21 protein-coding genes are annotated in these 25,475 nt (G+C 36.5%); 10 read left to right on the top strand and 11 right to left on the bottom strand.

Going from position 1 to position 25,475, the window contains the following annotated elements:
* Window positions 1–150: 150 nt before the first annotated feature.
* Window positions 151–1,581, bottom strand: coding sequence for a C69 family dipeptidase (locus DS830_RS07140; RefSeq protein WP_118908803.1), 1,431 nt, complete (start codon window positions 1,579–1,581; stop codon window positions 151–153).
* A gap of 169 nt (window positions 1,582–1,750) precedes the next feature.
* Here DS830_RS07140 and DS830_RS07135 point away from each other — a divergent pair, with 169 nt between their 5' ends.
* Together DS830_RS07135 and scrK are read left to right on the top strand one after the other, a co-directional pair.
* Window positions 1,751–3,031, top strand: a complete 1,281-nt coding sequence (locus DS830_RS07135) for a nucleobase:cation symporter-2 family protein (RefSeq protein ID WP_420836982.1) — start codon at window positions 1,751–1,753, stop codon at window positions 3,029–3,031.
* A gap of 66 nt (window positions 3,032–3,097) precedes the next feature.
* The gene (gene scrK, locus DS830_RS07130) at window positions 3,098–3,973 is read left to right on the top strand and encodes a fructokinase ScrK (RefSeq protein WP_118900273.1); all 876 of its coding nucleotides are present in this window, start codon (window positions 3,098–3,100) and stop codon (window positions 3,971–3,973) included.
* A 66-nt stretch (window positions 3,974–4,039) separates the two neighbouring features.
* On the opposite strand, the gene DS830_RS07125 is transcribed toward scrK, so the two are convergent.
* Genes DS830_RS07125 through glpK form a run of 3 tightly spaced genes read right to left on the bottom strand, consistent with a single transcriptional unit; the run spans window position 4,040 to window position 8,109 of the window.
* Entirely contained in the window at window positions 4,040–4,759 is a 720-nt protein-coding gene (locus DS830_RS07125) for an MIP/aquaporin family protein (RefSeq protein ID WP_118908802.1), read from the bottom strand.
* Between the two features lie 3 nt (window positions 4,760–4,762).
* The gene (gene glpO, locus DS830_RS07120) at window positions 4,763–6,595 is read right to left on the bottom strand and encodes a type 1 glycerol-3-phosphate oxidase (protein WP_118908801.1); all 1,833 of its coding nucleotides are present in this window, start codon (window positions 6,593–6,595) and stop codon (window positions 4,763–4,765) included.
* Window positions 6,596–6,606: 11 nt separating this feature from the next.
* A complete protein-coding gene (glpK, locus tag DS830_RS07115) occupies window positions 6,607–8,109 on the bottom strand; it encodes a glycerol kinase GlpK (protein WP_118908800.1) in 1,503 nt (500 codons plus the stop codon).
* A 242-nt stretch (window positions 8,110–8,351) separates the two neighbouring features.
* On the opposite strand from glpK, the gene DS830_RS07110 reads away from it, so the two are divergent.
* A complete protein-coding gene (locus DS830_RS07110) occupies window positions 8,352–9,749 on the top strand; it encodes an FAD-binding oxidoreductase (protein ID WP_118908799.1) in 1,398 nt (465 codons plus the stop codon).
* A 50-nt stretch (window positions 9,750–9,799) separates the two neighbouring features.
* Here the strand turns inward: DS830_RS07110 and DS830_RS07105 are convergent, their stop codons facing one another.
* Window positions 9,800–11,068, bottom strand: a complete 1,269-nt coding sequence (locus DS830_RS07105; protein ID WP_118908798.1) for a uracil-xanthine permease family protein — start codon at window positions 11,066–11,068, stop codon at window positions 9,800–9,802.
* A 179-nt stretch (window positions 11,069–11,247) separates the two neighbouring features.
* Between DS830_RS07105 and DS830_RS07100 the strand changes: the two genes are divergently transcribed.
* The gene (locus tag DS830_RS07100) at window positions 11,248–11,871 is read left to right on the top strand and encodes a histidine phosphatase family protein (RefSeq protein ID WP_118900284.1); all 624 of its coding nucleotides are present in this window, start codon (window positions 11,248–11,250) and stop codon (window positions 11,869–11,871) included.
* Here DS830_RS07100 and pyrE read toward each other — a convergent pair.
* Both pyrE and pyrF read right to left on the bottom strand, forming a co-directional pair.
* Complete coding sequence (gene pyrE / locus DS830_RS07095; RefSeq protein WP_118908797.1) at window positions 11,868–12,494, bottom strand: orotate phosphoribosyltransferase; 627 nt, start codon at window positions 12,492–12,494, stop codon at window positions 11,868–11,870. The two genes, DS830_RS07100 and pyrE, sit on opposite strands and share 4 nt — an antisense overlap.
* Entirely contained in the window at window positions 12,494–13,207 is a 714-nt protein-coding gene (pyrF, locus tag DS830_RS07090) for an orotidine-5'-phosphate decarboxylase (RefSeq protein WP_118908796.1), read from the bottom strand. Before pyrF ends, pyrE begins: the two co-directional genes overlap by 1 nt.
* Before the next feature lie 194 nt (window positions 13,208–13,401).
* Here pyrF and DS830_RS07085 point away from each other — a divergent pair, with 194 nt between their 5' ends.
* A complete protein-coding gene (locus tag DS830_RS07085; RefSeq protein ID WP_118900290.1) occupies window positions 13,402–14,640 on the top strand; it encodes an MFS transporter in 1,239 nt (412 codons plus the stop codon).
* A gap of 47 nt (window positions 14,641–14,687) precedes the next feature.
* Here DS830_RS07085 and DS830_RS07080 read toward each other — a convergent pair whose 3' ends face one another.
* The gene (locus DS830_RS07080; protein ID WP_118908795.1) at window positions 14,688–15,536 is read right to left on the bottom strand and encodes an aldo/keto reductase; all 849 of its coding nucleotides are present in this window, start codon (window positions 15,534–15,536) and stop codon (window positions 14,688–14,690) included.
* Window positions 15,537–15,616: 80 nt separating this feature from the next.
* Here DS830_RS07080 and DS830_RS07075 point away from each other — a divergent pair, with 80 nt between their 5' ends.
* The gene (locus DS830_RS07075) at window positions 15,617–15,934 is read left to right on the top strand and encodes a carboxymuconolactone decarboxylase family protein (RefSeq protein ID WP_118908794.1); all 318 of its coding nucleotides are present in this window, start codon (window positions 15,617–15,619) and stop codon (window positions 15,932–15,934) included.
* A gap of 97 nt (window positions 15,935–16,031) precedes the next feature.
* Here DS830_RS07075 and DS830_RS07070 read toward each other — a convergent pair whose 3' ends face one another.
* Both DS830_RS07070 and DS830_RS07065 read right to left on the bottom strand, forming a co-directional pair.
* The gene (locus tag DS830_RS07070) at window positions 16,032–17,009 is read right to left on the bottom strand and encodes a beta-galactosidase small subunit (protein ID WP_118908793.1); all 978 of its coding nucleotides are present in this window, start codon (window positions 17,007–17,009) and stop codon (window positions 16,032–16,034) included.
* On the bottom strand, window positions 16,999–18,873 hold the full coding sequence (locus DS830_RS07065; protein ID WP_118908792.1) for a glycoside hydrolase family 2 TIM barrel-domain containing protein: 1,875 nt from the start codon (window positions 18,871–18,873) through the stop codon (window positions 16,999–17,001). Before DS830_RS07065 ends, DS830_RS07070 begins: the two co-directional genes overlap by 11 nt.
* A gap of 147 nt (window positions 18,874–19,020) precedes the next feature.
* Between DS830_RS07065 and DS830_RS07060 the strand changes: the two genes are divergently transcribed.
* Entirely contained in the window at window positions 19,021–19,824 is an 804-nt protein-coding gene (locus DS830_RS07060) for an AraC family transcriptional regulator (protein WP_118908791.1), read from the top strand.
* On the opposite strand, the gene DS830_RS07055 is transcribed toward DS830_RS07060, so the two are convergent.
* The gene (locus tag DS830_RS07055) at window positions 19,821–20,723 is read right to left on the bottom strand and encodes an ArsR/SmtB family transcription factor (RefSeq protein WP_118908790.1); all 903 of its coding nucleotides are present in this window, start codon (window positions 20,721–20,723) and stop codon (window positions 19,821–19,823) included. The two genes, DS830_RS07060 and DS830_RS07055, sit on opposite strands and share 4 nt — an antisense overlap.
* 207 nt (window positions 20,724–20,930) lie before the next feature.
* On the opposite strand from DS830_RS07055, the gene DS830_RS07050 reads away from it, so the two are divergent.
* The 3 genes from DS830_RS07050 (at window position 20,931) to DS830_RS07040 (ending at window position 25,441) form a co-directional block, all read left to right on the top strand.
* Window positions 20,931–22,382 carry an alpha-N-arabinofuranosidase gene (locus tag DS830_RS07050; protein WP_118908789.1) on the top strand — a complete coding sequence of 484 codons (1,452 nt, stop codon included), beginning with the start codon at window positions 20,931–20,933 and terminating at the stop codon, window positions 22,380–22,382.
* 29 nt (window positions 22,383–22,411) lie between these two features.
* Window positions 22,412–23,662: an MFS transporter gene (locus DS830_RS07045; RefSeq protein WP_118908788.1), complete on the top strand. Its 1,251-nt coding sequence runs from the start codon at window positions 22,412–22,414 to the stop codon at window positions 23,660–23,662.
* Between the two features lie 165 nt (window positions 23,663–23,827).
* Window positions 23,828–25,441 (top strand): APC family permease, encoded by a 1,614-nt coding sequence (locus DS830_RS07040; RefSeq protein ID WP_118908787.1) that lies wholly within the window; start codon window positions 23,828–23,830, stop codon window positions 25,439–25,441.
* Window positions 25,442–25,475 lie beyond the last annotated feature (34 nt).

Raw genomic sequence — 25,475 nt, 5'->3', positions numbered from 1 at the left:
ATAAAAGTGGGATTGATTTAAATTCTTTCTGTATAACAAAAAGAGAATGCTGAATAAATTCAACATCCCTTTTTTGAATCATTATAACTAATCTTAGTTATCTAATTTTAATATTTCACAAAATAAAATAGTGAACTATAAGAAAGTTTTTTATAAATTTTTATCCATATCAAAAGTCAACTTAGATAAATTAATACCTTGTGTCATGAGCTCACCCATGTATTGGAGAGTTTGTGTTTGATTGGTTTGCACCAATGCTTGATTTTGTTTCGTTAAGAATTCGGTCAATTCTTGACCATGATATTTATTGGCTGCTTGATCAGTTTGCGCTACTACTGCGCGGAATTGGCGCCGACATTCCGTGAGAAAATCAATATTTCCTTGGATAAATTCTTTATAATGCGATTCTACTAAAACGGACATACCCTTATAGAGCCAGTAAGCATCCTTTAAATTAAAATGCATGCTGGTGTCATTATAAGAAGGAGCTGTGTCGTTCATATTCGTATAAAATGGTAGATATGGTGAAAAAGTAGGATACCCTAGGCATAACCACATGATAGCCGCATATTCATCAGGTACGTTATTTCTAATTTGGAGCACATGGGAGTTCTGGGTCCGGTTTAAACCAATAGGACGGTAAAGATATTTTTCATGAGTTTCACTAGATTGCAATGGATCATAAGGAGTTTCATTATAATGAGAACCCAAAATATATTCAATGTCATCAACTGAAATTTTATGGTTGGTACGACAAATAAATGGCAATTCTCCATCTTCAGGATCTTGTTGAATTTCCGGATTAAAATAACGCTGACCAAACCAGACACGAGGATTATTATAATGGCGGTCTTTTTGATTATTGGTACCAAAGATATGTCGGAAATTCCATCCTTGGCTATCAGTATTTAAATGGTTGTCTGCAACAAAGTTTTGAATGCCATCAGACCACATAAATTCGGCTGGATTGTCAAAGTCAACTTGTTGAATAGAAACACGATTGGCAGCAATGACATACGCATCATCAGGAATTCGTTGTGCAACCCAGTGATGTCCAGTAACAATTTCCATATACCAAACGTCATTTTTATCACTGAATAAAACAGAATTGCCTGCAGGAGAACCATATTGAGCAATTAAGGCCCCGGTTCTTTGAACAGCAGCTTTAGCAGAGTCTACGTAAGGTAGTACCATACGAACAATACAGTCCTCGTCTAAGCCGTCTTTCACCAAGGGATCGTACGCTAAAGCGCGCTCATTTCCATAAGTGCTCTCAGTGGCTGACATGGCAACATTTTTGGTATTAATACCACTTTCATCATAGTAACCTTCATGTTTATAATCAACATTAGGCACACCAGGCCATCCATAACTATCCTCAGGAACTTGGGCTTGAAAACCATTCAGCCACGATTTAACAATTTGGCCTTTTTGGCCAGTTTGGGGTTGATGATATTCAAATTTATGTGGAGCTACCGCATGAAAAGTGTCATCATTACGAGCAATCATTGTTGAGCCATCTAAAGATGCTTTTTTACCTACTAAAATAGTAGTACATGCTGATAAAGATTTTTGTTGCACAACAAAATCCTCCTTAAGTTTATTATCTTTAGTTTACCATAAGATTGCAACGAAATTAACAAATTGATTTAAAGAAAATCCGAACATTAATCCTATTTTTATCTTTAAAATTCTGCTTTTACGTGTTATCCTAATAAACATACTTTTAAAATTTAGGAGGATTAAGGTGTTGGAGAAGCAGCAATCAATAATAAAAACAGCTATCTTAGGTTTACAGCATTTGTTAGCCATGTATTCAGGGGATATCTTGGTACCACTGTTAGTTGGTGGGGCATTGGGTTTTAATACACAACAAATGACGTATCTAGTTTCTGCTGATATTTTTATGTGTGGAATTGCGACCTTACTGCAAATTAAACGAACTCCGTGGACGGGAATTGGTTTGCCGGTGGTCTTAGGTTGCGCAGTTGAGTATGTGGCACCGTTACAACAAATTGGAAAAACTTTAGGACCAGGTTATATGTATGGTGGTATTATTGCTGCTGGGATCTTTATTTTCTTAATTTCTGGAATTTTTGCTAAACTACAACGTTTTTTCCCAACTTTGGTTACAGGCTCACTTATTACTTTAGTTGGTTTTACCTTAATTCCAGTAGCTTTTCAAAATATTGGCGGTGGTGATAGTACAGCTAAAAGTTTTGGCGCACCCATTAATTTGCTTTTGGGTTTAGTTACTGCTTTAGTCATTATTTGTATTAATATTTGGACGCACGGTTTTATCCAGCAAATTTCTGTATTAATTGGGATTGTTGTAGGGACAGTACTAGCTATGGTTCTTGGTCAAGTGGGTTTTGCTCCTGTAAGTGCAGCTCATTGGTTCCAAATACCGCAATTGTTTTATTTTGCAACACCAAAATTTGAATGGTCCTCAATTGCTACGATGATTTTAGCAGCCTTGACATGTATGATTGAATCAACAGGTGTTTATTTTGCCCTCAGCGAAGTGGTTGAAACAGATTTGAATGAACGAGATTTAGCAGATGGATATCGTTCAGAAGGACTTGCCGCTATTTTAGGAGGATTGTTTAATACTTTTCCATATTCTACTTTTTCGCAAAATGTAGGAATTGTTCAGCTTTCCGGTATTAAAAAATTAAAACCGGTTTACTATTCTGCTTTCTTTCTAATAATTTTAGGTATGATTCCAAAAGTAGGCGCCATTGCTAATTTAATTCCTACTTCTGTATTAGGTGGGGCAATGTTGGTTATGTTTGGTATGGTTGGAGCTCAAGGCATCAAGATGCTTACCAGTGTAGAAATGACTACTAAAAACTTGCTCGTTATTGCGATTTCTGTGGGCTTGGGACTAGGGGTAACGTCACAACCGCAACTGTTTCACTTTTTACCAGCGTCTGTTCAAACAATTTTAAGTAATGGTATGGTTATTGGTAGTATGACTGCAGTCGTGATGAATCTGTTATTAAATGGTGCTCCAAGAAAACAAGCTTAACTTGCATTAAATTAACTTAATAATATAATCAATTGTGATGATATTTCAAAAAGAGAGGTAAATTTCATGTTATTAGGTAGTGTTGAAGGTGGGGGAACCAAATTTGTTTGTGCAGTAGGTAATGAAGATTATCGAGTATTGCATAAGACGCAATTTCCTACCACAGATCCGCAGACTACAATACAAAAAACAATTGATTTTTTTAAACAATTTCCTGATTTAGCAGCTTTATCGATTGCTTCTTTTGGTCCTATTGAACTGAAAAAGAATAATCCTCACTATGGTTATGTTACTGATACTCCTAAAATTAAATGGCGACAAACAGATCTTATTGGACCGATAAAAAAGGCTTTACAAGTTCCTATTTATTTCACTACAGATGTTAATGCCTCGGCTTATGGCGAGTATGTGACTTCTCAATTATATAATGAAAAAATTGATTCGCTAGTTTACTATACTATTGGTACTGGTGTCGGTGGTGGTGCTGTTTTAGATGGTAAAATTTTACAAGGTATTGGTCATCCCGAAATGGGGCATACATTTTTGAAGCGCCATCCTGATGATTTAGATTTTGCCGGCATTTGTCCGTATCATAAAGACTGCTTAGAAGGCTTAGTATCAGGACCAACTTTTGAAGCTCGCTTAGGCATTCCCGGTCCTCAAGTTCCTAAAGATCACCACGTCTGGGATATTTTGGCTTATTATGTTGCCCAAGCAGCTATTCAACAAACCATGATTTTACGGCCTGATAATATTGTTTTTGGTGGTGGTGTAGTCAGTGAAGGCTTTTTAGACAAAGTGCGAGAACAATTTTCCCAAATGCTGAATGGATATGTACATGTACCAGATTTAAAAAAATATATTCAAATGCCACGTGTTCAAGATAATGGTTCTGCGACTTTAGGCAACTTTGCATTAGCTTATCGAGTTAATGAAGAATAAATATTAAATTGAAACCATATAAAAAGCATTGTTTAATCGTTGAAGATAAACAATGCTTTTTGCATTTTATTTTAAAAGATTAAATAATAATGCTGCTAAAATACCACCAACTAATGGCCCTAAAATTGGAACCCAGCTGTAAGACCAGTCAGAATCGCCTTTATTGGCAATCGGCAATAATTGATGGGCAATTCGAGGACCTAAATCTCGAGCGGGATTAATCGCATAACCCGTGGGACCACCTAAGGAAATCCCAATAACAGTGATTAGTAAACCAGCCACAATTGGATTTAATCCACTGGCAAAATTACCCTTGGTAAAAGCCAGCAGTCCATAAACTAAAACGAAAGTACCAACCAACTCTGCCAAAAAATTAGCACCATAATTACGGATGGCAGGAGTGGTACTAAAGATACTTAAAATCGTAGCGGAATCTTGGGTTTGTTGCCAATGTGGATAATAGGTGAGCCAAACCAAAACTGCACCTACGAGAGCTCCGAAAATCTGTGCAATCATATAAGGAATCACCAAACTCCAAGAAAGTTTCCCTGCTATTGCCATCGCCAAAGAAACTGCTGGATTAAGATGACCAGGACTCATCCAAGCTACTAAATAAACGCCGAAAGTAACAGCTAAGCCCCAACCCAAAGTTATAGCCAGCCACCCAGCATTTTGCGACTTGGATTTGTTTAAATTGACGCCCGCAACAACACCATCACCTAAAAGAATTAAAATTGCTGTTCCTAAAAATTCCCCCATTAATTGTGCGCTTACTGAGCTATTCATAGATTAATCATCCTGTCCTTTTAAATCTGCCAGTTGTGATTGTTGAATTGCCTTGTCTAAATTTTCTGTTTCTTGTTGCTTGCGTTGGTTATCCCATTGGAAGTAACGAGCCATTTCATCAATAACTGGCTGTTTAATTTGGTCAATGGTATCAGCTTCAAAAAGAATATGATTAGTTCTTCGCAAAAGATAATCAACAGCCGTTAAAGTCATTTCGTTATCTAAAGAATAGTGGAGAGCGAGGGTTTCGCCTAAACTAAGTCCTGGAGCAGCAGTTGTGTGATCAGCTAAGGCAAAAATTTGTGGTGCGTTAGAACCAAACAGATTAGCAATTTTATTTGCTGCAGCCTCACTTAATCCTTTATCTACACCAATTTGTGTATATTTTTTAATATTTTCATCAACTTGTGTAGGATCAAAGTGACCACCAGCTACTTGCAATTTTTTAGAATCTGGCAATTGTACTTGCATGGCAAAATCAGCAGCTAAAATAGATTTGATTTTTTGGAGTGCTCCTGCAGCCATTTTACGATAATCCGTGATTTTACCACCAGCTAAATTCAACAAACCATCATCATCCACAGTCAGTGAACTACCACGAGAAACGGATGAAGCGCTTGGCGTTTTTTCAGATTGAGCAGCCTGCAAATTATTTAAAACTTTTTCCACAGCGCTACGCCCGATTTTGCCTGATTGATATTGATTAACAGCTTTAATCAACTGGTTAAAGCTAGTTTCAGAGATGGATTTTTTCGTACCCCCATTATAATCAGAACCACCATTAGCTGAAAGCAATGGCCGCAAACCTGCCCAGCTAGCTTCAATATCATCAATAGTCAAATGGACATGCGGGTAACGACGATTGATAATTTCTAAAAGGTAATCCACATCAGCTTGTGTAACTTCAGGATGTTGAAAGTCACCTTGATAGTCAGTATCAGTAGTACCGAAGTAAGTTTTATTAAATCGAGGGATAACAAAAACCATTCTGCCATCTTGCTTACCAGTATCAAAATAAGTAGCTGTAGGAACTTTGAGTTTGGAATCATCAACTACTAGATGAACACCCTTAGTCGGGCGAATTTGTTGTGAGCCATGATATTTGGTGTCGAGTTTTCGAACTTGATCGGACCATGGCCCCGCAGTATTAATCACAATTTTAGCACGTATATCAAATTCTTCTTGAGTTAAAAGATCACGGACATGTACGCCATTAACTTGGCCTTTTTCGTTATGATTAATTTGTAAAGCCTGTACATGACTAGCCATCAAACCACCATCAGCAGCGGCCTGTTTAATGTTTTCAATAACTAAGCGGGCATCATTATTTTCAAAATCTAAATAAATACCAGCACCTAATAAATTATGAGGATCTAAATCGGGTTCTAATTGTAATACTTCTTCTTTAGAAATTACTTTATTAGCAAATTCACCGGTGACGTTAGCTAACTTATCATATAAATCCATAGCAATTTTGACAGAAAACATACTGAAAGTAGCTTCGGGTTCATCATAAATTGGCAAAATCATTTGCTTCGGGCGCGGAATATGAGGAGCAATCCTCTGCACAACAGCCCGCTCTTGAACAGTGTCTGCGACCACTTCAACGTCAAAAGTTTTCAGATAACGAATGCCACCATGTACTAATTTAGTAGACCTTGATGAAGTACCTTCTGCAAAGTCTTGCATTTCGATTAAGCCTGTTTTTAAATGAGCAGCTGCAGCTTGAAGAGCAACACCGGCACCTGTAATTCCGCCCCCAATAGCTAAAACATCCAATTGATCATTTTTTAAATGATTAATAATATCGCTGCGAGTTTTTTGTGAGAATGACATAATTTTCCTCCTTATTGTTGTGGTTTATATGAACGTGTAGCAGCAACAGCTTGTTGCCAACCAGCATATAATTGCTGTCGACGTTGTTCAGCCATTTGCGGTTTGAACACTTTTCCTTCGGTATAATCTTCTTTAATTTCTGCAATATCTTTCCAGTATCCTACGGCTAGTCCAGCTAAGAAGGCAGCTCCTAAGGCTGTAGTTTCTAAGTCATTGGCTCTTTGCACGGGAGTATTACTAATGTCAGCTTGAAATTGTAGTAAATAATCATTGTTGGCAGCACCACCATCGACTTTAAGTAAAGGGATAGTGGTCCCAGTATCTGCTTGCATTGTATCTAAAACATCACGTGATTGGTATGCAATCGCTTGCAACGTGGCTTTAATCAAATCATTTCTTGTAGTGCCGCGAGTAAGACCAAAAATGGCTCCGCGAGCTTCAGCATCCCAATATGGTGCACCTAATCCAGTGAATGCTGGTACAAGATAAACTTCATCATTGTTAGTTGAGTCTAAAGCGGCTTGATAAGACTCTGGGGCAGAAGCAATTAACTTCAATGAGTCACGTAACCATTGTAAAGCCGAACCGGCAACATAAATACTTCCTTCTAATGCATAATAGATTTGATCATTAATTCCATAAGCAATTGTCGTCAAGAGATTGTTTTCAGAAAGTTTAATTTCCTGACCAGTATTCATGACAACAAAGGCACCAGTGCCGTAAGTATTTTTAACCATTCCTGGTTCAAAAGCCATTTGCCCAAATAAAGCTGATTGTTGATCGCCGGCCATACCTGCTATAGGAACAGCACTACCATAAAAATGATAGGGACGCGTATAGCCGTAAATAGCCGAATTGGGTTTAACTTCTGGTAACATTTGTTTGGGGATATTTAATTTTTGTAGAATATCATCATCCCACTGCAAATTGTTAATATTAAAAAGCATTGTCCGGCTAGCATTAGTATAGTCAGTGGCAAATACTTCGCCATCTGTTAACTTCCAGAGTAACCAAGTGTTAATGGTACCGAAGAGTAATTCTCCTTTTTCAGCTCTTTGCTGGGCACCTTTAACATGATCTAAAATCCACCGAATTTTTGTGGCAGAAAAGTAAGGATCAATCAGCAAACCAGTTTTTTGATGGATTTCTTCCGATAATCCAGCTTGCTGCAGTTTTTGTGCTAATGCTTCTGTTTGGCGTGATTGCCAAACAATAGCGTGATAAATAGGTAAACCAGTTTTTTTGTCCCAAATAACGGTGGTTTCACGCTGGTTAGTAATCCCAATACCGGAAATTTGATCAGGTTTAATACCTGATTCAATAAAGCAATTAGCAATGGTCGACAAAACAGCATTCCAAATTTCATTAGCATCATGCTCGACCCAGCCAGGATTAGGGAAGTATTGCCTAAATTCTCGCTGGGCATCAGTTATTTTATTGCCTTTTTTGTCAAAAATAATGGCCCTTGTACTCGTTGTACCTTCATCAATTGCCATAATGTATCGCTGTACCATGTTGACCTCCAACTAAATAATCAAAAATTGAAATCGCTTACTATACTTACTATTTAAATTTACGTGAGAATACCATTAATGTCAATTTTTTTGCACAAAGAACCAATTTTATTATTGGTTCAATAAATATGTATTAGATAACCATACCAATTTAAATTGTGAATAGAATATTTGTTGATAATAGTTAAAACTACTAAGGAAAATATTTTATGCTAAAATAAGTAGAAAAGGAAGCGTGTACAATGACAATTTTTACAGCTAATACGAAGACGGAAATACTAAATTATCTAAAAAAGCAAGCACCACATGCTAAAATTCATTTCAATGATCAAGTAGCTCAAGAGCACAGCGCTAATGGAAAAGCTCAAAGTGATATTCAAGGTGAGATTTTAGCTTATGTGGCAGTTGGTGATATTGAAGATATTCGTGGAGTTTTGAAAACTGCTCGTCAATTTCATTTGCCAGTAGTGCCTCAAACAGCAGATACAAGTACTGTGATTGGAGCTGATGGGATTGATGGCAGCATTATTTTATCGGTGGCGCGTTTAAATCATATTAAAGAATTAAGTCCTGAAGATTCGTTGGCAGTAGTGGAGCCAGGTGTCATTAATCAGGACTTAGACCAAGCGGCCCGTAAGCAAGGGATGTTTTATGCGCCTGATCCTGCTTCCAAACCAATTTCTTCTATTGGGGGCAATGTTTCTACTAATGCTGGCGGCATGAGTGGTGTTAAATATGGTGCTACGAAAGATAATATTTTAGGTTTAAAAGTGATGTTAGCCGATGGCCGCGAGTTATCATTGGGTGGTCGGACTTTGAAGCAGGCCTTTGGTTACAATTTGACGCAATTATTCATTGGTTCAGAAGGAACTTTAGGGATTATTACTGAGATTAAGGTACGTTTGCGGCCTTTACCTTTGGGAGATGCGATTACTGGAATAGCCTTTTTCAAGGATATGACGGCTTTGGCTGGCGGCGTCAAACAATTACGATTATCGGGTTTAAATTTTTCTATGCTAGAAGCTCTAGATGGTAAAACGGTACAGGCACTAGATAAATATGAGCAAACTAATTATGCTAAATCAGCTACTTCTTCCATGTTAATTTTTGGCTTTGATGATGCATCTGGTTCAGAAAAAGCCGTGGTTGAAAAGATTTTACAAGATAATCAGGCTTGGGGAGTTCAAATTACTAGCGATAAAGCGCAAGCCCAACAGTTAATTAAACTGCGCCAAGATATGCTGCCAGCGGTTTTTGAGCAATCAAAGTATTACATCATGGAAGATATGGCAGTACCATTGTCTAAACTAGCAGAAATGACAGATTATATTACCAAAGTGGCTGAAGAACAAAAAGTTGATATTTATACGGCAGGTCATGCTGGTGATGGTAATTTACATCCTAGCTTATTATGGAATGACCAACCAGAAGCCCCTGACAATGTTAAAACAGCAGTTCGTTTGCTCTTTAGAAAAACTTTAAGCCTAGGTGGCACAATTTCTGGAGAACATGCCGTTGGAATGTCAAAAAATCAATGGACTGTGGAAGAATTAGGCAATGACGTTGATCAAATTCAACACCAAATTAAGAATTTGTTCGATCCCTTGGGTATTTTAAATCCTAAACGAAAGATTAATTAAAATAAAGCTAGGACTAATGTTGTCCTAGCTTTATTATTACTTAGTATTTTTCATTTCTCACTAGCAGCTTTTTGCGGCAAAATTAAATTTAAAACAATGCCCAAAACAGTTGCTACAGCTAAACCTGAGAATTGGTATTGTCCCATTTGTAGATAAGCATTGCCAATACCTACAACTAAAATAAGAGAACCAATCATGAGATTGCGTTTTTGATTGAAATCCACGTGATTGTCAATGAGGATGCGCAAACCACTGGAAGCAATTACGCCAAATAAAAGAAAACTAATACCACCAATAACTGGCGCAGGAATACTTTGAATTAAAGCACTAAGTTTACCAATGAATCCAAAAATCATAGCTAAAGTAGCAGCACCGCCAATGACCCAGACACTATAAATTTTAGTAATAGCCATGACACCGATGTTTTCACCATAACTAGTAATTGGAGGACCACCGATGAGCCCGGCAATAATTGAGGCAGTACCATCACCGGCTAAGGTATGATTCAACCCTGGATCTTTGAAGAAATTGCGATGTGTGAGCCCATCAAGCACCATAATATGTCCCATATGTTCTGTCATTGTGACAAAAGCAATCGGTGCAAGACTTAAAATGGCGCCCCAATAAAAGTGAGGATGATAAGTCAAATAAGGAATTTGAAAATTAGGAATCTGAAACCAAGGCGTTTTGGCAATCGGGGCAAAATCTACTAATCCACAAAGGACCGCAATTAAATATCCCACAATAATACCAAGTAAAATGGCAACCTGGCTCCAGAAACCTTTGAGATACATATTAAAGAAAATCGTAATTAAAGCTGTAACCATCGCTACTAAAAAATATTTAATATCATAATGACTGCCATTCATTGTAGCATCTTTAGCAGCAGTGCCAGCTAATGAAAGGCCAATGACCATAATAATCGGGCCAACAACAATTGGCGGTAACGCTTTGTCAATCCATTCAGAACCAATTAAACCAACTATTAAAGCAGCTATTAAATAAACCACACCGACGGCAATAGTTCCTTGAGCGATGCCAGGATAACCAACGGTTTTCATTAATGCTACCATGGGGACAATAAAAGAAAAGCTGGAACTCATATAAGCAGGAATTTTACCCTTTGTAATCAAAATATATAATAATGTGCCAACTCCAGAACTAAATAAGGCAATTCCAGGATTTAAGCCTACAAGAATTGGTACTAAAACAGTAGAACCAAACATGGCAAATAAATGCTGTATTGATAATCCTAGCCAGTGGCCCCAGCTGGGACGATCAGGAATATCCATCAAAATGTCTTTTTGCTTTGTTGCCATTGTTGCCTCCCCATATTAAAACCCCCCATAGTCCTAAGACTATGAGGGTTGACTAATAGTTGATTTCATTAGCAGCTCCTTCACAGTCTCACAGGACTATTTTTAAAGGACTTATTTTTGTTATAATAAAACTAATTATATTTAGTGTCAATAATAAATTAATTTAAGGAGTGGAATTGATGATAGATATTTATATAGTGCGTCATGGAGAAACTGATACAAATAAAGATGGCAAAATTAATGGAGCATCCACGGATTTGCCGTTAAATGATTTGGGTAAGCGACAAGCACAGGCACTTCATGAAAGTTTTGATATAAATAAAATTGATCGTGTTTATTCTAGTCCGATGAAACGAGCGCGTCAAACTGCAGAAATTATTAATAATAATCATTGTAAGATTCAGATTGATGATCGCTTGCAAGAAATAGACTATGGCGATTGGGATGGGTTACCAGCTGATGAAGTCCATGCCAAATATCCACAGGCTTTTGATGATCAGGGATACTTGCGTGACAATTATAGCGATTTTTGCAATGGGGAATCTTATCAACATTTAGCCCAACGCTTGCAAGCTTTTTGGCAAGATTTAGTTACGGATAACCATGATAATGCGGTCTTATTAGTTTGTCATGGGACAGTTTCACGTTCATTGGTACAAACAGTCTTAGGCATTAGTGATATTAGTCAGGTTATGCAAGTACGTAATGCAGGAGTTATTAGTTTAAGAGCAGACGAAAAAACTGGTAAAGCCTTCTTGCGTTACTATAATCGCATTGCTCCTGCAGAATTTTTCATTCGTTAATTCCAATGATGGGGATCTTGATGCCATTGTTGTAATAATTGTAAATCTTCAGGCGTGATTTTATTTTGATTGTGTGCAGTTGTAATAAGCGTTTGATAATTAGTTAAGGTGTGCAGGGAAATTTGTGCTTGTTGAAAGTTAGTTAGACTATCTGGCAAACCATAACTAAAAATAGCTGCAACACCAATGACAGAAGCTTTTGTTTGTACAGCTTGGGCTGCATTGAGTACGCTACCACCTGTTGAAATTAGGTCATCAATTAAAACTACTTGATCGCTCGAGTCAATCTGGCCTTCAATTTGTTTGCCCGCTCCGTGATCTTTAGGTTTAGGCCGCACATAACTAAGAGGCAGATGGAGCCTGTCAGCAACCAAAGCTGCGTGGGGGATTCCAGCAGTAGCCACGCCAGCAATTACAGTGGCGTGAGGATAACATTCTTGAATCAAGGCAGCTAATCCATCGGCAATGTGATTACGAACTTCTGGAAAAGCAATAGTTTGCCGATTATCTGTATAAATCGGTGCTTTTAAGCCGCTAGCCCAAGTAAATGGTTCTTGAGGTCGCAGAGTTACAGCCTGGATTTGTAAAAGATCTTGTGCGATTTGTTCAGCGATAGTAGTCATTAGTTAGTCCTCCATTGGGTCAAAATTTGTTGGTAAGTTGTGACTGGATTATTAGCGCGGGTTATAGGCCGACCAATTACTAAGCCGTTACTTCCCCACGCTTTAGCAGCTTGAGGTGTAGCGATACGTTGTTGGTCATCATCACTGTGATTGGCAAGTCGAATGCCTGGATTAATACAAAGAAAATCAGCATTAGTTGCTTGGTGAATGATTTGATTTTCTTGAGCGGAACAAATAACTCCATCAGCGCCATTAGCTGCAGCCAATTGGGCTAAGTGGGTGACGGCTGCTGGTAAACTCACTGAGATTTGTTGTTCTGCTTGCATTTGAGCTTGGGAAAAGGATGTAAGTTTAGTAATAGCCAAAAGTTTGGGTGTAGCAGCTTGAATAGCTTGGCTGCCAGCAATGAGTCCCTCTTTTGCGCTTTGAATCATCTGGGAACCGCCCGCAGCATGAATGGTCAAATAGTCGATTTTTTGTTGTGCTAGTTGGAAAGCGGCTCGTTGGACTGTATTAGGAATGTCGTATAATTTTAAATCTAAGAAGATTTTAACGCCCCGTTGATGTAAACGCTCAATAATTTGTGGGCCTTGGGCATAATATAATTCCATTCCGACTTTCACAGCTAGTTGTTCAGTTTCTGCAAACAAATCTAAGAAGTGTTCAACTTCGGATAATGTACCAAAATCTAGTGCAATAAACACAGGTCCCATAACAATCACCTTTCTTAATTTTTAGCTGGAGCCAGCTTAAACTATTTTTTACAATTCGTCAAATACGAATATTAATGCAATTTTATAATTTACTGTTGCTATTTTTATTAAATCGTGGCAAAATATAAACAATTTAAATTCGTTACCAGAAAAAATAACGAATGTCAGCGAGCATTCATTTTGGAGGGAAATACATGGAAACAGCTTTAGAGCGTCATGAACACCACGCACTAACAACCAATCAAAAATGGACAATTGCTTCAACTTCAGCAGGCTTTGCTTTGGAGAATATGGATGTAATGTTTTTATCATTTGCACTTTCTTCAATTGCAGCCAACTTACATTTGCACGGTGCTGAAGCGGGATTAATTTCTTCCATCACTAATTTGGGAATGTTAGCGGGTGGTGTTTTATTTGGTATTATTGGTGATCGCTATGGTCGCGTTAAGACTTTCTCATATACAATTTTTATTTTTGCTGCCGCTACAGCTGCAATGTACTGGGCACAAAATATTACGATGATTTATCTCTTTCGTTTTTTGGCAGGTGTCGGTGCCGGTGGGGAATATGGCGTTGGCATTACTCTTATTGCTGAAAATTTTGATCGTCATCATATTGGAACTATGACCTCGATTGCAGCTATTGGAGGTCAAGTTGGTTCGATCTTAGCAGCGATTGCAGCGGCTATGATTATTCCTACTTTAGGTTGGCGAGCACTATTTTTGTTGGGAGTAATTCCAGTTGCTTTGACATATTTTATTCGTAAGCATGTTCATGAAAGTGATGAATTTATAGCTATTCAACAACAAACAACTGTTAAGAAAAAAGGGCAAGTACGACAATTGTTCAAGTCATGGCCATTAGCTTTTCAAACTGTGGCATTGATGTTTATGGTAGTTGTCCAAATTGCCGGTTACTTTGGTTTAATGAACTGGCTGCCAACCATCATGCAAAAGAAATTAGGTCTCAGTGTAGCTGGTTCATCATTGTGGATGATTGCTACTATTGTGGGAATGAGCATTGGGATGATGACTTTTGGTCGGATTTTAGATTATTTCGGGCCACGCAGAGCTTTTGGCATTTTCTTAATTGCTTCGGCACTCTCAGTTTTTGGTATTACGTTGGTATTTAATGAAATTACCATGTTATTCGCAGGAGCAGTATTAGGATTCTTTTCTAATGGAATGTTTGGCGGATATGGTGCCATTATTAGTCGCTTATATCCAACCGAAATCCGTTCAACAGCTAATAATGTAATTGTTAATGTCGGCCGTGCGATTGGTGGCTTTTCCTCTGTTGTCATTGGCTTTTTAATGGATCGTTATACTTTGGTTGTAGTCATGGGCTTTTTAGCTTTATTATATGTTTTGAGTTTTATCGTGATGTTAACTATTCCAAATCTAAAAAACTTTGAACAAAATACAATTGATTAAGTTCTTAGATCAAAAAGCATCCTGAAATTTTCAGGATGCTTCTTTAATTACAAAATGTCTAAGGGTTCTTTATGTTGGGGTGCGGGGTATGCCTGATCAAGCGCGGCAAGCTCTGCTGCAGAAAGATTTAAATTTAAAGCGGCCAAATTATCTTGCATATGCTGTGGTTGACTAGCTTTAGGAATTGCTAAGATATTAGGGTGACTAATTGTCCAAGCAAGCATAATTTGATAAGGACTCACTTGATGTTGCTGGGCAATTTGTAAAACCGTTGGATGTTGTGTGAGGTGGGCACCTAATTGATCACCATTGCTAACAGGACTGTAAGCAATCATGGGAAGATGGTGTTGTTGTTGCCAAGGTAACAAACTATATTCAATACCACGACTACCAAGATTGTATAAATCTTCGTTAGCAGCCACATTAGGGCCATGAGGTAATTGCCAAAGTTCTTGCATATCAGATAGATCAAAGTTCGACACTCCCCAAGCACGAATTGAACCTTGATCTTGGAAATGTTGTAATTCTGAAATAGTTTCAGCTAATGGGACATGACCACGCCAATGATAAAGGTATAAATCTAAATAATCAGTTTGTAATCTTTGTAAACTGGCTTTTAAACTATGAGCCATTCTTTTATGAGAAGCGTTTTGAGGTAAAACTTTAGAAATTAAAAAAAGCTTTTGGCGTGAATAAGGTTTAATAGCTTGGGCTACTAAGTGTTCGGAGCGGCCATTACCGTACATTTCAGCAGTATCAATGACTTGAGCCCCCATTTCAATTCCTAAACGGATAGCTGCAATCTCCTTGGCTTGTTGTTGGGGCTGATCACCTAAATGCCAAGTTCCAATGCCAATGGCAGGAAGTACTTGATGGTTAATCGTTACAGTTTTCATACCAATCATCCTTTCTGACTTGACTTCGAGTATACTCGAAGTCTTATGCTAAAAGAAAATCTAACTTTGGAGGTATCAAAATGAAAAAACAAACTGCGGGTCGCGATAATTTAGGCGACTTTGCGCCACAATTTGCAGCATTTAATGATGACGTGTTGTTTGGTGAAGTCTGGAGTCGTGAAAATAAATTGTCTGCGCATGATCGTTCCATGATTACAATAGCTGCGCTAATTGCGACAGGTAATACCGAACAAATTGAAGCCCATTTAACATTAGGTAAACAAAATGGCATCACCAAAGATGAAATTGTGGAAGAAATTACCCAGTTAGCTTTTTATACTGGTTGGCCCCATGCTTGGTCGACTTTCAACCGCGCTAAAGAAATTTGGAAAGACTAATAAATACCTAGTTTGTTCATCATAGCATTTTTATGAGTTAAGAAGAAAGGCAAACAACTTTTGTGCGTATCACAAAAAGTGTTTGCCTTATTTGATGTTAACTATTAATTTTAGTATCTTTTCTGCTGGCAATTTGAAAGGAAAATTCAATATCTTTGGTAGCATCTATATGGTAATTGGGTTCTACGTCACTACCCCAACTGTCTATACCGCCAACGCCCCTGACTGCTCCCAGGATGGTTAATACTGTGTGATGAATTGGAGGGAGTTCTTCTTGGTGAGTGGCATTTTCTAATTCTTCAGCAGTATAGGGCAAACAACTGAAAGCAAAAGGGTGTTTGAAATTAGAAATTGAAAGGTAAAATGGTTCTAGATTGTTTAAAGTGTTGTTGTTAACCGTATTACGAGCAATAGTGACACGTCTGGTTTGCATGTGTACACCACAATCTTGAGGTACTAAATAAGGAGTTACTGGCAAACCTTGGATTTTATAGGTGCCCTCTTTGGCACCAGCCATCCGATCAGGATAAGTTTCTCCTGACAACCCTTCATATTCATACCATATGGCAGGAGTGGGTAGAACAAAACGCAATCCTAATGCTGGTAACTCTGGCAATTGTGAATGACCGTAATAATGGACATTGACATCAATGATACCATTAGTTAATATTTTGTAACTCACTTTTACATAGGTAGCTGGAATTGTTAATGTTTGGTAAATAAAAATGATTTTGGCAGTTTGCGCCTGCTCATTATTAGAATACTTATTATTTAGAGGAGGTAGCGGCAAAGGAATATTTTTATCATCAATTTGAATAGCAATATCTTTGATATTGATAAATTGATCTGCACCAAGCCACTGAATAGATTTTTTAGAAAAACCATTGCCCCGATCATTATCGGTTGTAGCCCGCCAAAAAGTAGGTAATGGCTCTTGATAAAGCCATTCTTTTTGGTCAATGACTAATGATTCTAAACCTTCACGATTATAATTAAAAATATAATGAAAATTGGAGCCATTAATACCTAAAGTACCATCACCATAGATAATGCGTAGATATTCATTATTTTCCATAATAATAATTCACCTCTTGTAAAGCTGGTTTAGGAGTTCGGTCTGCAAATAATAAACCATTACCTGAAAATTCATAATCGGAGACGCGATCATCAAAGTCGCCACCGTATTTGAGTACTAATTTATTAGTGACGTTATCTTTGACAAACAAAGCTTGATCAATAAAATCCCAAATAAATCCCCCTTGATACATGGGGTATTGTTTTAATAAATTCATGTAGGAATTTAATCCACCTACTGAATTACCCATACTATGCATATATTCACATAGTATGAAAGGTTTTTGAGGGTTATTTTCTAAATAATTAACAATTTCTTGTGGTGAAGCATACATGCGGCTTTCGACGTCTGAAAGTTGCTGCTCATACTTGCGGTTGTTAACCACACCTTCATAATGAATTAATCTACTATCATCTACACTTTGATAATATTGCTGCATCGCTACTAAGTTAGTACCCGCAAAAGATTCGTTACCAAGTGACCAAAATATAATACTAGGATGGTTTTTCAGTAATTCATAATTATTACGAGCACGATTTAAAACTACTGCTTTCCATTGTGGCAAAGATCCAGGAATATTATACGAGGGCTCAATAACACTATTTTTTTGCCAAGAACCATGTGATTCAAGGTTATTTTCAGCCATAACGTATAATCCTTTTTGATCACATAGTTGGTACCAAGTAGTTTGATTAGGATAATGAGAAGTTCGAACAGCGTTGATATGATTATTTGTCATAATCTCAATATCTTGTAACATGTCTGCTTTGGAAATTACGCGACCGCTTTTGGCGTTCCATTCATGGCGATTAACTCCCTTGATGATTAAACGTTGATTATTAAGTAAAATAATTTTATTTTTAATTTCAATTTTTCGAAAACCAAATTGATAAGGAATTGCTTCTAAAATATTATCATTTTGAAGAATAGTTAATTCCAAAGTGTACAAATAGGGATCAATATTATTCCAGAGATGGACAGGAGCGATTTTGATTGGCGATAACTGAAAATCTTTGTTAGTCGGTTTTTGTGTCGTAAATAGTTGATGACCTTGAGCATCTTTAACAGCTATCTTTAAAGATGCAGAATCTTGTTGATTTATTTTACACTGCACTTTGAGAAATCCAGTACTTAAATCAGCTGATAGGGTCGGTTTAATGGACAAATCTTCAATGTGAACAGACGGTTGAGCAATCAATTTAACATTACGAAAAATTCCAAAAAATCTGAAGAAATCTTGGTCTTCAAGAAATGCTGCACTACTGTACTTATAAACTTCAACAGCTAATTTATTATTGGTATTCTTAATAAAAGGTGTGAGATCAAATTCTGACGGAGTAAAGCTGTCTTCGGCATATCCTAAAAAATGACCATTTAGCCACACGTAACAAGCTTTTTCTACACCTTCGAACCTAATTCGAATTTTTTGGTTTTGTAATTGAGGATCTAAATCAAAATATTTAATATATGAGCCCACTTTATTATCAGCTGCTTGGCTAAAGAGTCCGGACATCGATGAGGTGTTTTTTAACGTATACGGAGGGCGGCGGAATTGTTTTCCTTCCCAGGGATAAAAGGTATTAATATATTGGATTTGACTATAACCGGCTAATTCAATATGTTGAGGCACTTTAATACTATCAAAGTGATGATCATCAAAGTTTTCTTGATAGAACTTTTCTGGCCGCTCTTGAGGATTGTTAGAGAATTTGAACTTCCATGTACCATTAAGCGATTGTTCAAAGCTACTGAAATTTTGCTGGGCTTCAGTAAAATCAGCGTAAATTTGATGGTCGCTATGAGGCGCAAGTTGTCCTACACTGAAGACTTCAGGATCGTCTAACCATGATAAACTGGGTTTCAATTTCATATCCTCCATTAATAAAAGTTTATAAAATATATTATAAATTTTATTTAATAGACTTAATATGAAAAAAAGCATTTAAAATATGTGATTTTGATATACTAATGATGACTTTAAAAGTAAGTAACTAATATCCGAGGTAATAAGATGCGATTAATAACACGTTTAAATTCAAGCTTGCCATTATCTGGAGAAACTATTGGTTATCATTGGCATCAAAGTAGTGTTAAGCGGCCACAGGGTTATCCATTTTATCATTGGCTTCAAACGGAAACAGGTATGGGGAAAGTATTGATAGGACAAGATCATTTTGTATTAAAGCCTCAAGAGGGGCTATTGATTTCGCCTTTTGTTGCGCATAGTTATTATCCTGACGGTAACTGGCAAACTGCATTTTTAACTTTTTCAGGTGCATTAGCGTCCGAAATTGTCAATTATCTTTTTCCACAAAAATATTCTTATTTGAAACTAGATCATCAAGTTGCCCACTATCTCCAACACCATTATGCAGACTTTCAAAAAGATGATGATACAACAACTGCTTTGCAGTCGGCTGTTATTTATCATTTTTTAGTGTTGCTTCATCAACGCAATCTTAATAAAATGACTACTTTCCCACAAAAGGCTATTGTTCAACTCTTAGTAGAGTATCTAAGAAGCCATTACACTCAAAAAATTACTAATAATACAATTCAAGAGGTTACTAAATTTTCAATTGCTTATACAAATAAAATTTTTAAAAATTATTATCAAATGACCCCTCTGCAGTATTTAACTGATTTTCGTTTACGCAAAGCTAAGGAGCTTATGATTTCATCACCACAACTGCAAATTCAAGAAATAGCTGAGTCAGTGGGCTTTGAAGATGTGTCTCATTTTATTAAATTATTCCGGGAACATAATAAAATAACTCCTTATCAATTTAAAAAGAGTCACAATTGCATAGACTAAAGTGAATCATGACTATAATAAAAAGTTCCTTTAATTCCTTGGTCATGATTACCAAATTTATTTCCAAAAATTGTGCAGCCGCCTTGATTTTTACTGTCAGTTTTGACCTCAAAACGTAAGGTCCAGCTAGGTTTGGTTAAATCAATATCTGTTATCTTAGTGTTGGATGAACGTTGACCATCAATAAAAGATCCATGTCGTGAAATACGAAAAGATTTTAAAATGCCATATTGATTCATGTCGTTATATACCCAAGAAGGGGTATAACGACCACGAACATCTGAAAAATCTCCGGGGCTAGTCCAAGTGCCAATTTCATGGTTATCTAAAGAAACAGTAATATCTGAAGGCCAACGATTGTTAGAAAAAGGGAATTCAGAGCTTAATTCCATTGTTAACTCAATCATAAATAGTTTTTTGTTTGCTTTTAAATAATTGGGCATTTGGTATTCTATAAATCCTTGTGCAAACCAAAGCATTCCGGCTTGATAACGCAGGGGATTCATGAAATAACTGGGGTTATCAACTTTACCGATAAAACCATGTTGCCCGGCTAAACCACAAGTTGGTGCCACATGAAAATTCGTATATTGACCAATTGGTAATTCCAAATGCCAATGGTTAAGCTTGGTATAAACTTTTTTAGGAAAACCAATATCAATTGTATCAACTGCTAAGGAAGACACTCGTTGTTTTCCTTTTTTTTCTGTTTTAATAATATGAGCCGCTTCAAGTTTATCTAAATGTTTTGTAGTAATAGCATTGCTGAGATTTAAAGCAAATGCCAATTCAGTTACATTCATTTTTCTTTTACTTAGAAGTTGGATTATTGTTAACCGGACGTTACTGTCTAAAGCTGCAAAAACTGGTAGAGATTTAGCGCTTACATCTAAGTCCATTTCATCATCTCATTTAACCTTTTTGTTAAAAGTAATTCAATTATGATAAAAAATCAAGCCTAACGTTTAATTAATGAATGGGTTTTAAAACTATATGTAAGCGATATACTGATGATGTCAAGCAGGTTAGAGTAATAAAACAGCCTAATTGACAAATATAATTGCAATTATATTAAAACAAAAACATTTAAAAAGGTTGGATTAATAATGACGATTAAATTGCTCACGAATAAAAAAGGTCCACAAATTAGTAAATATATTTATGGACAGTTTTCTGAACATTTAGGTAGAGGCATTTATGGAGGAATTTATGTAGGGGAAAATTCTGATATTCCTAATGTTAATGGGATGCGCTCTGACGTAGTTAATGCCTTAAAAGAAATTCATGTGCCAGTTTTACGTTGGCCTGGTGGTTTATTTGCGGATACCTACCATTGGCAGCAAGGAATTGGTCCCAAAGATAAGCGTAAAAAAATTGTAAATACTAATTGGGGTTCTGTCACTGAGGATAATTCTTTTGGAACACATGAATATTTTGAATTGTTAAAGCAATTGGGAGCCGATGCTTATATTAATGCCAATATTGGTAGCGGTACCGTACAAGAGATGTCTGAATGGATTGAATATATGACAATGCCTGGGGAATCTCCGATGTCCAATTTACGGCATGAAAATGGACAAGATCAACCATGGAAGGTTAAATTTTTTGGTATTGGTAATGAATCCTGGGGCGGTGGTGGCAATATGCGCCCAGAATATTATTCCGATATTTATCGCCAATATCAAACATTTTTACCACAGTATAATCCTCAAGAACCCATTTATAAGGTTGCTTGTGGTCCCAATGAAGATGACTATAACTGGACAGATGTAGTTATGAAAAATGCAGCACCATTTTTAGATGGTATTAGTCTGCACTATTATACTTTGCCAACGGGAGATTGGAATCATAGTAAAGGAAGTGCTACTAACTTCACCAAGGATCTCTGGTACTCTACAATGAACAAAGCCCAATTTATGGATCGTTTAATCACTAAACATTCAGAAATTATGGATAATTATGACCCTAACAAAAAAGTAGATTTGATTGTTGATGAATGGGGTACTTGGTATGACGTTGAAAATGGTACCAACCCTGGTTTTCTATATCAGCAAAATACTATTCGTGATGTTTTAGCAGCAGCTATTACCTTAAATATTTTTCATAAACATGCTGATCGAGTTCATATGGCTAATATTGCTCAGATGGTCAACGTTTTACAAGCCATGATTTTGACTAAAGATGATCAGATGTTGAAAACTCCAACATATTATTTGTTTGATATGTATCAAAAACACATGGATGCTAATTTGGTCGAAATAGAAGGCGTATTGCCAGACCATATTACCTATACAGCATCACAAAAAGATGGTCAATTAACTATTAGCCTAGGTAATTATGATATTTCCAATAATCAAGAGTTGGACTTTGAATTTGCTTCTGAATTTACAAAAATTGTGGAGGCTGCCATTATCACTGGTAAAGAAATAGATTCACACAATACGTTTGATCATCCTTCTGAAGTGACATTGCAACCATTTAATGAAGCAAAGTTTGAAAATTCTCAGTTACATGTAAAAGTTCCTGCTAAGAGTGTGGTTTCTATTACTTTAAAATGATTGTTTCTTAGCCTTTAAGGAGTGTGACAATGAATATTTTAAAAAAAATAAAAAGTCCCTATAACTCATTCAATAAATTTTGGTCATATATTATTTCTGAAATGTCATATAATTTTATTTGGCCTGTAATCCAGACATATTCTTCATTTTGGTTAGTTAAATATGCGGGATTTTCACATGCCAATGTAGGGTTAGCTTTTTCCATGATGTCATTAATGGGTCTAATTTCAGCACCGTTTTTTGGCTATATTGGTGATAAAATTTTAGAAAAGAAGTATCTGATTCAATTTATTGCTGTGCTGTCAGTGTTGATGGGTCCATTTATGGAATGGTTTATTTTACCTATGAAGGGTAACACGTATGTAATGTCTATTCTTATGGGATTAGTATTTGGTCTGGTTATGAATGGCGGAACTGGAGCAATTGAAACATATGAACAAAGAATCAGTTTTGTTAACGGTTTTGAATATAGTTGGGTACGTTCTGGAGTTACAATTACTGGATTTATTGCACCAATCATTTGTGGATATTTATTGTCAACAGTACCCAAACAGTTTTTCTGGAGTTTGTCTATCACAGGTTTCATTTTCTTAATTATGGTAGTTTTCTTTGTAAAACACGATGAAAGTAATTTGGGAGTTTTACACGATGAAAAACATGAAAAAGTTAACATTCATGGTATTTTAAAGAGTATGTCTTCAAAAGCCTTTATCATCTTTGTAATCTTTTTATTGGGAACAGTGCCGCTTTCTCAAATTGCTGACCAACAAGTGTCTAATTATTTTCAAACTTTTTTAAATAATAATCAAGGCGTGATGTTGTTTTCCTATTCTACTACTATTCAACAAATTTTGGCTTTTATAGGGATGTTAATTATTCCAGCAGTTATCAAAAAAATTGGTTACCGTAATGGTTTAGTAATTATGGCTTTCATTATGACGATTAGATTATTACTTCTATCGTTTGCAACTAATTGGGTCATAGTAGCATTTGCTCAGATTTTAGGTGGATTATATACACCATTATGGTTTATTTGCCCAATGGGTTATATTTTCTCAGTCTTTAACAAAAATGAATTTGCCACTATTCAATCTTTAAGCACAGTTTCGGCAGTTCAAATTTCGCAGACAATTTTTTCTGGTGTTATTGGTGCTGGATATGATAAATTAGGCTTCCACACTACTTATCTTATTTTAGGAGTTATTTGCGGTTGCTTTGCTTTATTTGCAGCAATTTTCCTGGTTAAGGGTAAGAATGATGTCAGTCAAATGAATCAATAACATGATAATTATAAAAATTAATTACATTTTAATTACTAGAAACGAAACATTATTGTTTCGTTTTTTTTTAATATAGCTATAAATTTTCTTGACCGCTAGCTGTTTGTTCGGCACAATTAAAAGTATTAAAAATTATCTTGCAGTCAATGAAATGAGGGAGTAAAAATGCACAATCATCGAAAAATGAGCTTGTTTTCGATTGTAATGATGGCTTTGAGTGCTTTAATTGGTTCGGGCTGGTTATTTGGTTCTTGGGAAGCTTCTAAGTTGGCTGGCCCAGCCGCAATTTTATCTTGGGCATTAGGTGGACTAATTATTGGCGCCATTGCTTACAATTACGTCGAAATTGGCACGATGTTTCCAGAATCTGGCGGAATGAGCAAATATGCCCAATATTCTCACGGTTCGTTATTGGGCTTTATCGCTGGTTGGGCTAACTGGGTATCATTAGTGACGATTATTCCTATAGAAGCAGTAGCAACAGTTCAATATATGAGTACTTGGCCTTGGGAGTGGGCTAATTGGACTCGCCAATTTGTAGCACAAGGCCAAGTGACTACTTCGGGTTTAATGGTTGTCTTTGTAATTATTATTATTTTTACTTTAATTAATTATGGCTCCATTACTTTGATGACGCATTTTACTTCTTTAATTTCACTATTTAAAATCGGCTTGCCCATTTTAACAATTATTATTTTAACGTGTTCTAGTTTTCATCCGGGTAATTATGGCAGTAATTTACAGGAGTTTTTTCCTTATGGAACAGCGCCAGTATTAGCAGCAACTTCAGTGGCGGGTATTATTTTTTCATTTAATGCTTTTCAAACGGTTATCAATATGGGGAGTGAAATCAAAAAACCAGAACGTTACATTGGTTTGGGTATCACTATTTCGCTGTTAATTGCTGGTGTTATCTACTTATTATTACAAAGTGCATTTATTACTTCCATCCCGCCTAAATCATTAGCAAATGGCTGGCAGCACATCACATTTGATTCTCCTTTTGCTGATTTAGCAATTTTATTAGGCATTAATTGGTTGGCAATTTTGTTATACATTGATGCTTTTGTTTCCCCGTTTGGCACCGGAGTTTCCTTTGTGGCGTCAGCAGCCAGGGCTTTAGCTGCGATGGAAGATAACGGACATTTGCCTCACTTTTTAGGAAAAATGAATTCCAAATATCGAATTCCTAGAATAGCGATGGTAGTTAATGCAATTTTAAGTATGGTGATGGTAGCCTTGTTTAGATCATGGTCGTTATTAGCGACAGTTTTATCAGCAGCCACCTTAATTGCGTATCTTACCGGACCAGTTACAGCAGTAGCTTTACGTAAAATTGGGCCCCAACTATTTCGACCAATTAAGTTGAAGCACTTATCTGTAGTAGCACCATTATCTTTTGTGCTGGCGTCTTTGGCTATTTATTGGTCAATGTGGCCGACAACGATTGAAGTGATTGGAATCATTCTTTTGGGTTTACCAATATATTTGTTTTACGAACAAAAAAATCACTTTCAACAATTTCGTTTGCACTGGCAAGCTAGTTTATGGATGATAATTTATTTAATAGTAATCTCACTGCTTTCTTATGGCGGCAGCCAGGAATTCGGCGGGCAAAATTGGCTGCATTATCCTTGGGATCAATTGGTGATTGTAGTTATTTCTTTAGGATTTTATTACTGGGGCAGCCATAGTGGGGTAATAACAGCTGACTTTGAACAAGCAAAAAAATTGAATCAAAAAGCAAAAGTATTAGCACAAAAAGATAATGCAGAATAACTTTTTTACTTTACTAAATAGGAAACTAAGGGGG

Origin of the sequence: Bombilactobacillus bombi (genome assembly GCF_003522965.1) — a bacterium.
Taxonomy (GTDB): Bacteria; Bacillota; Bacilli; order Lactobacillales; family Lactobacillaceae; genus Bombilactobacillus; species Bombilactobacillus bombi.
The sequence above is the reverse complement of the archived record's forward strand: the minus strand, read 5'-3'. Positions and strand labels throughout refer to the sequence as shown.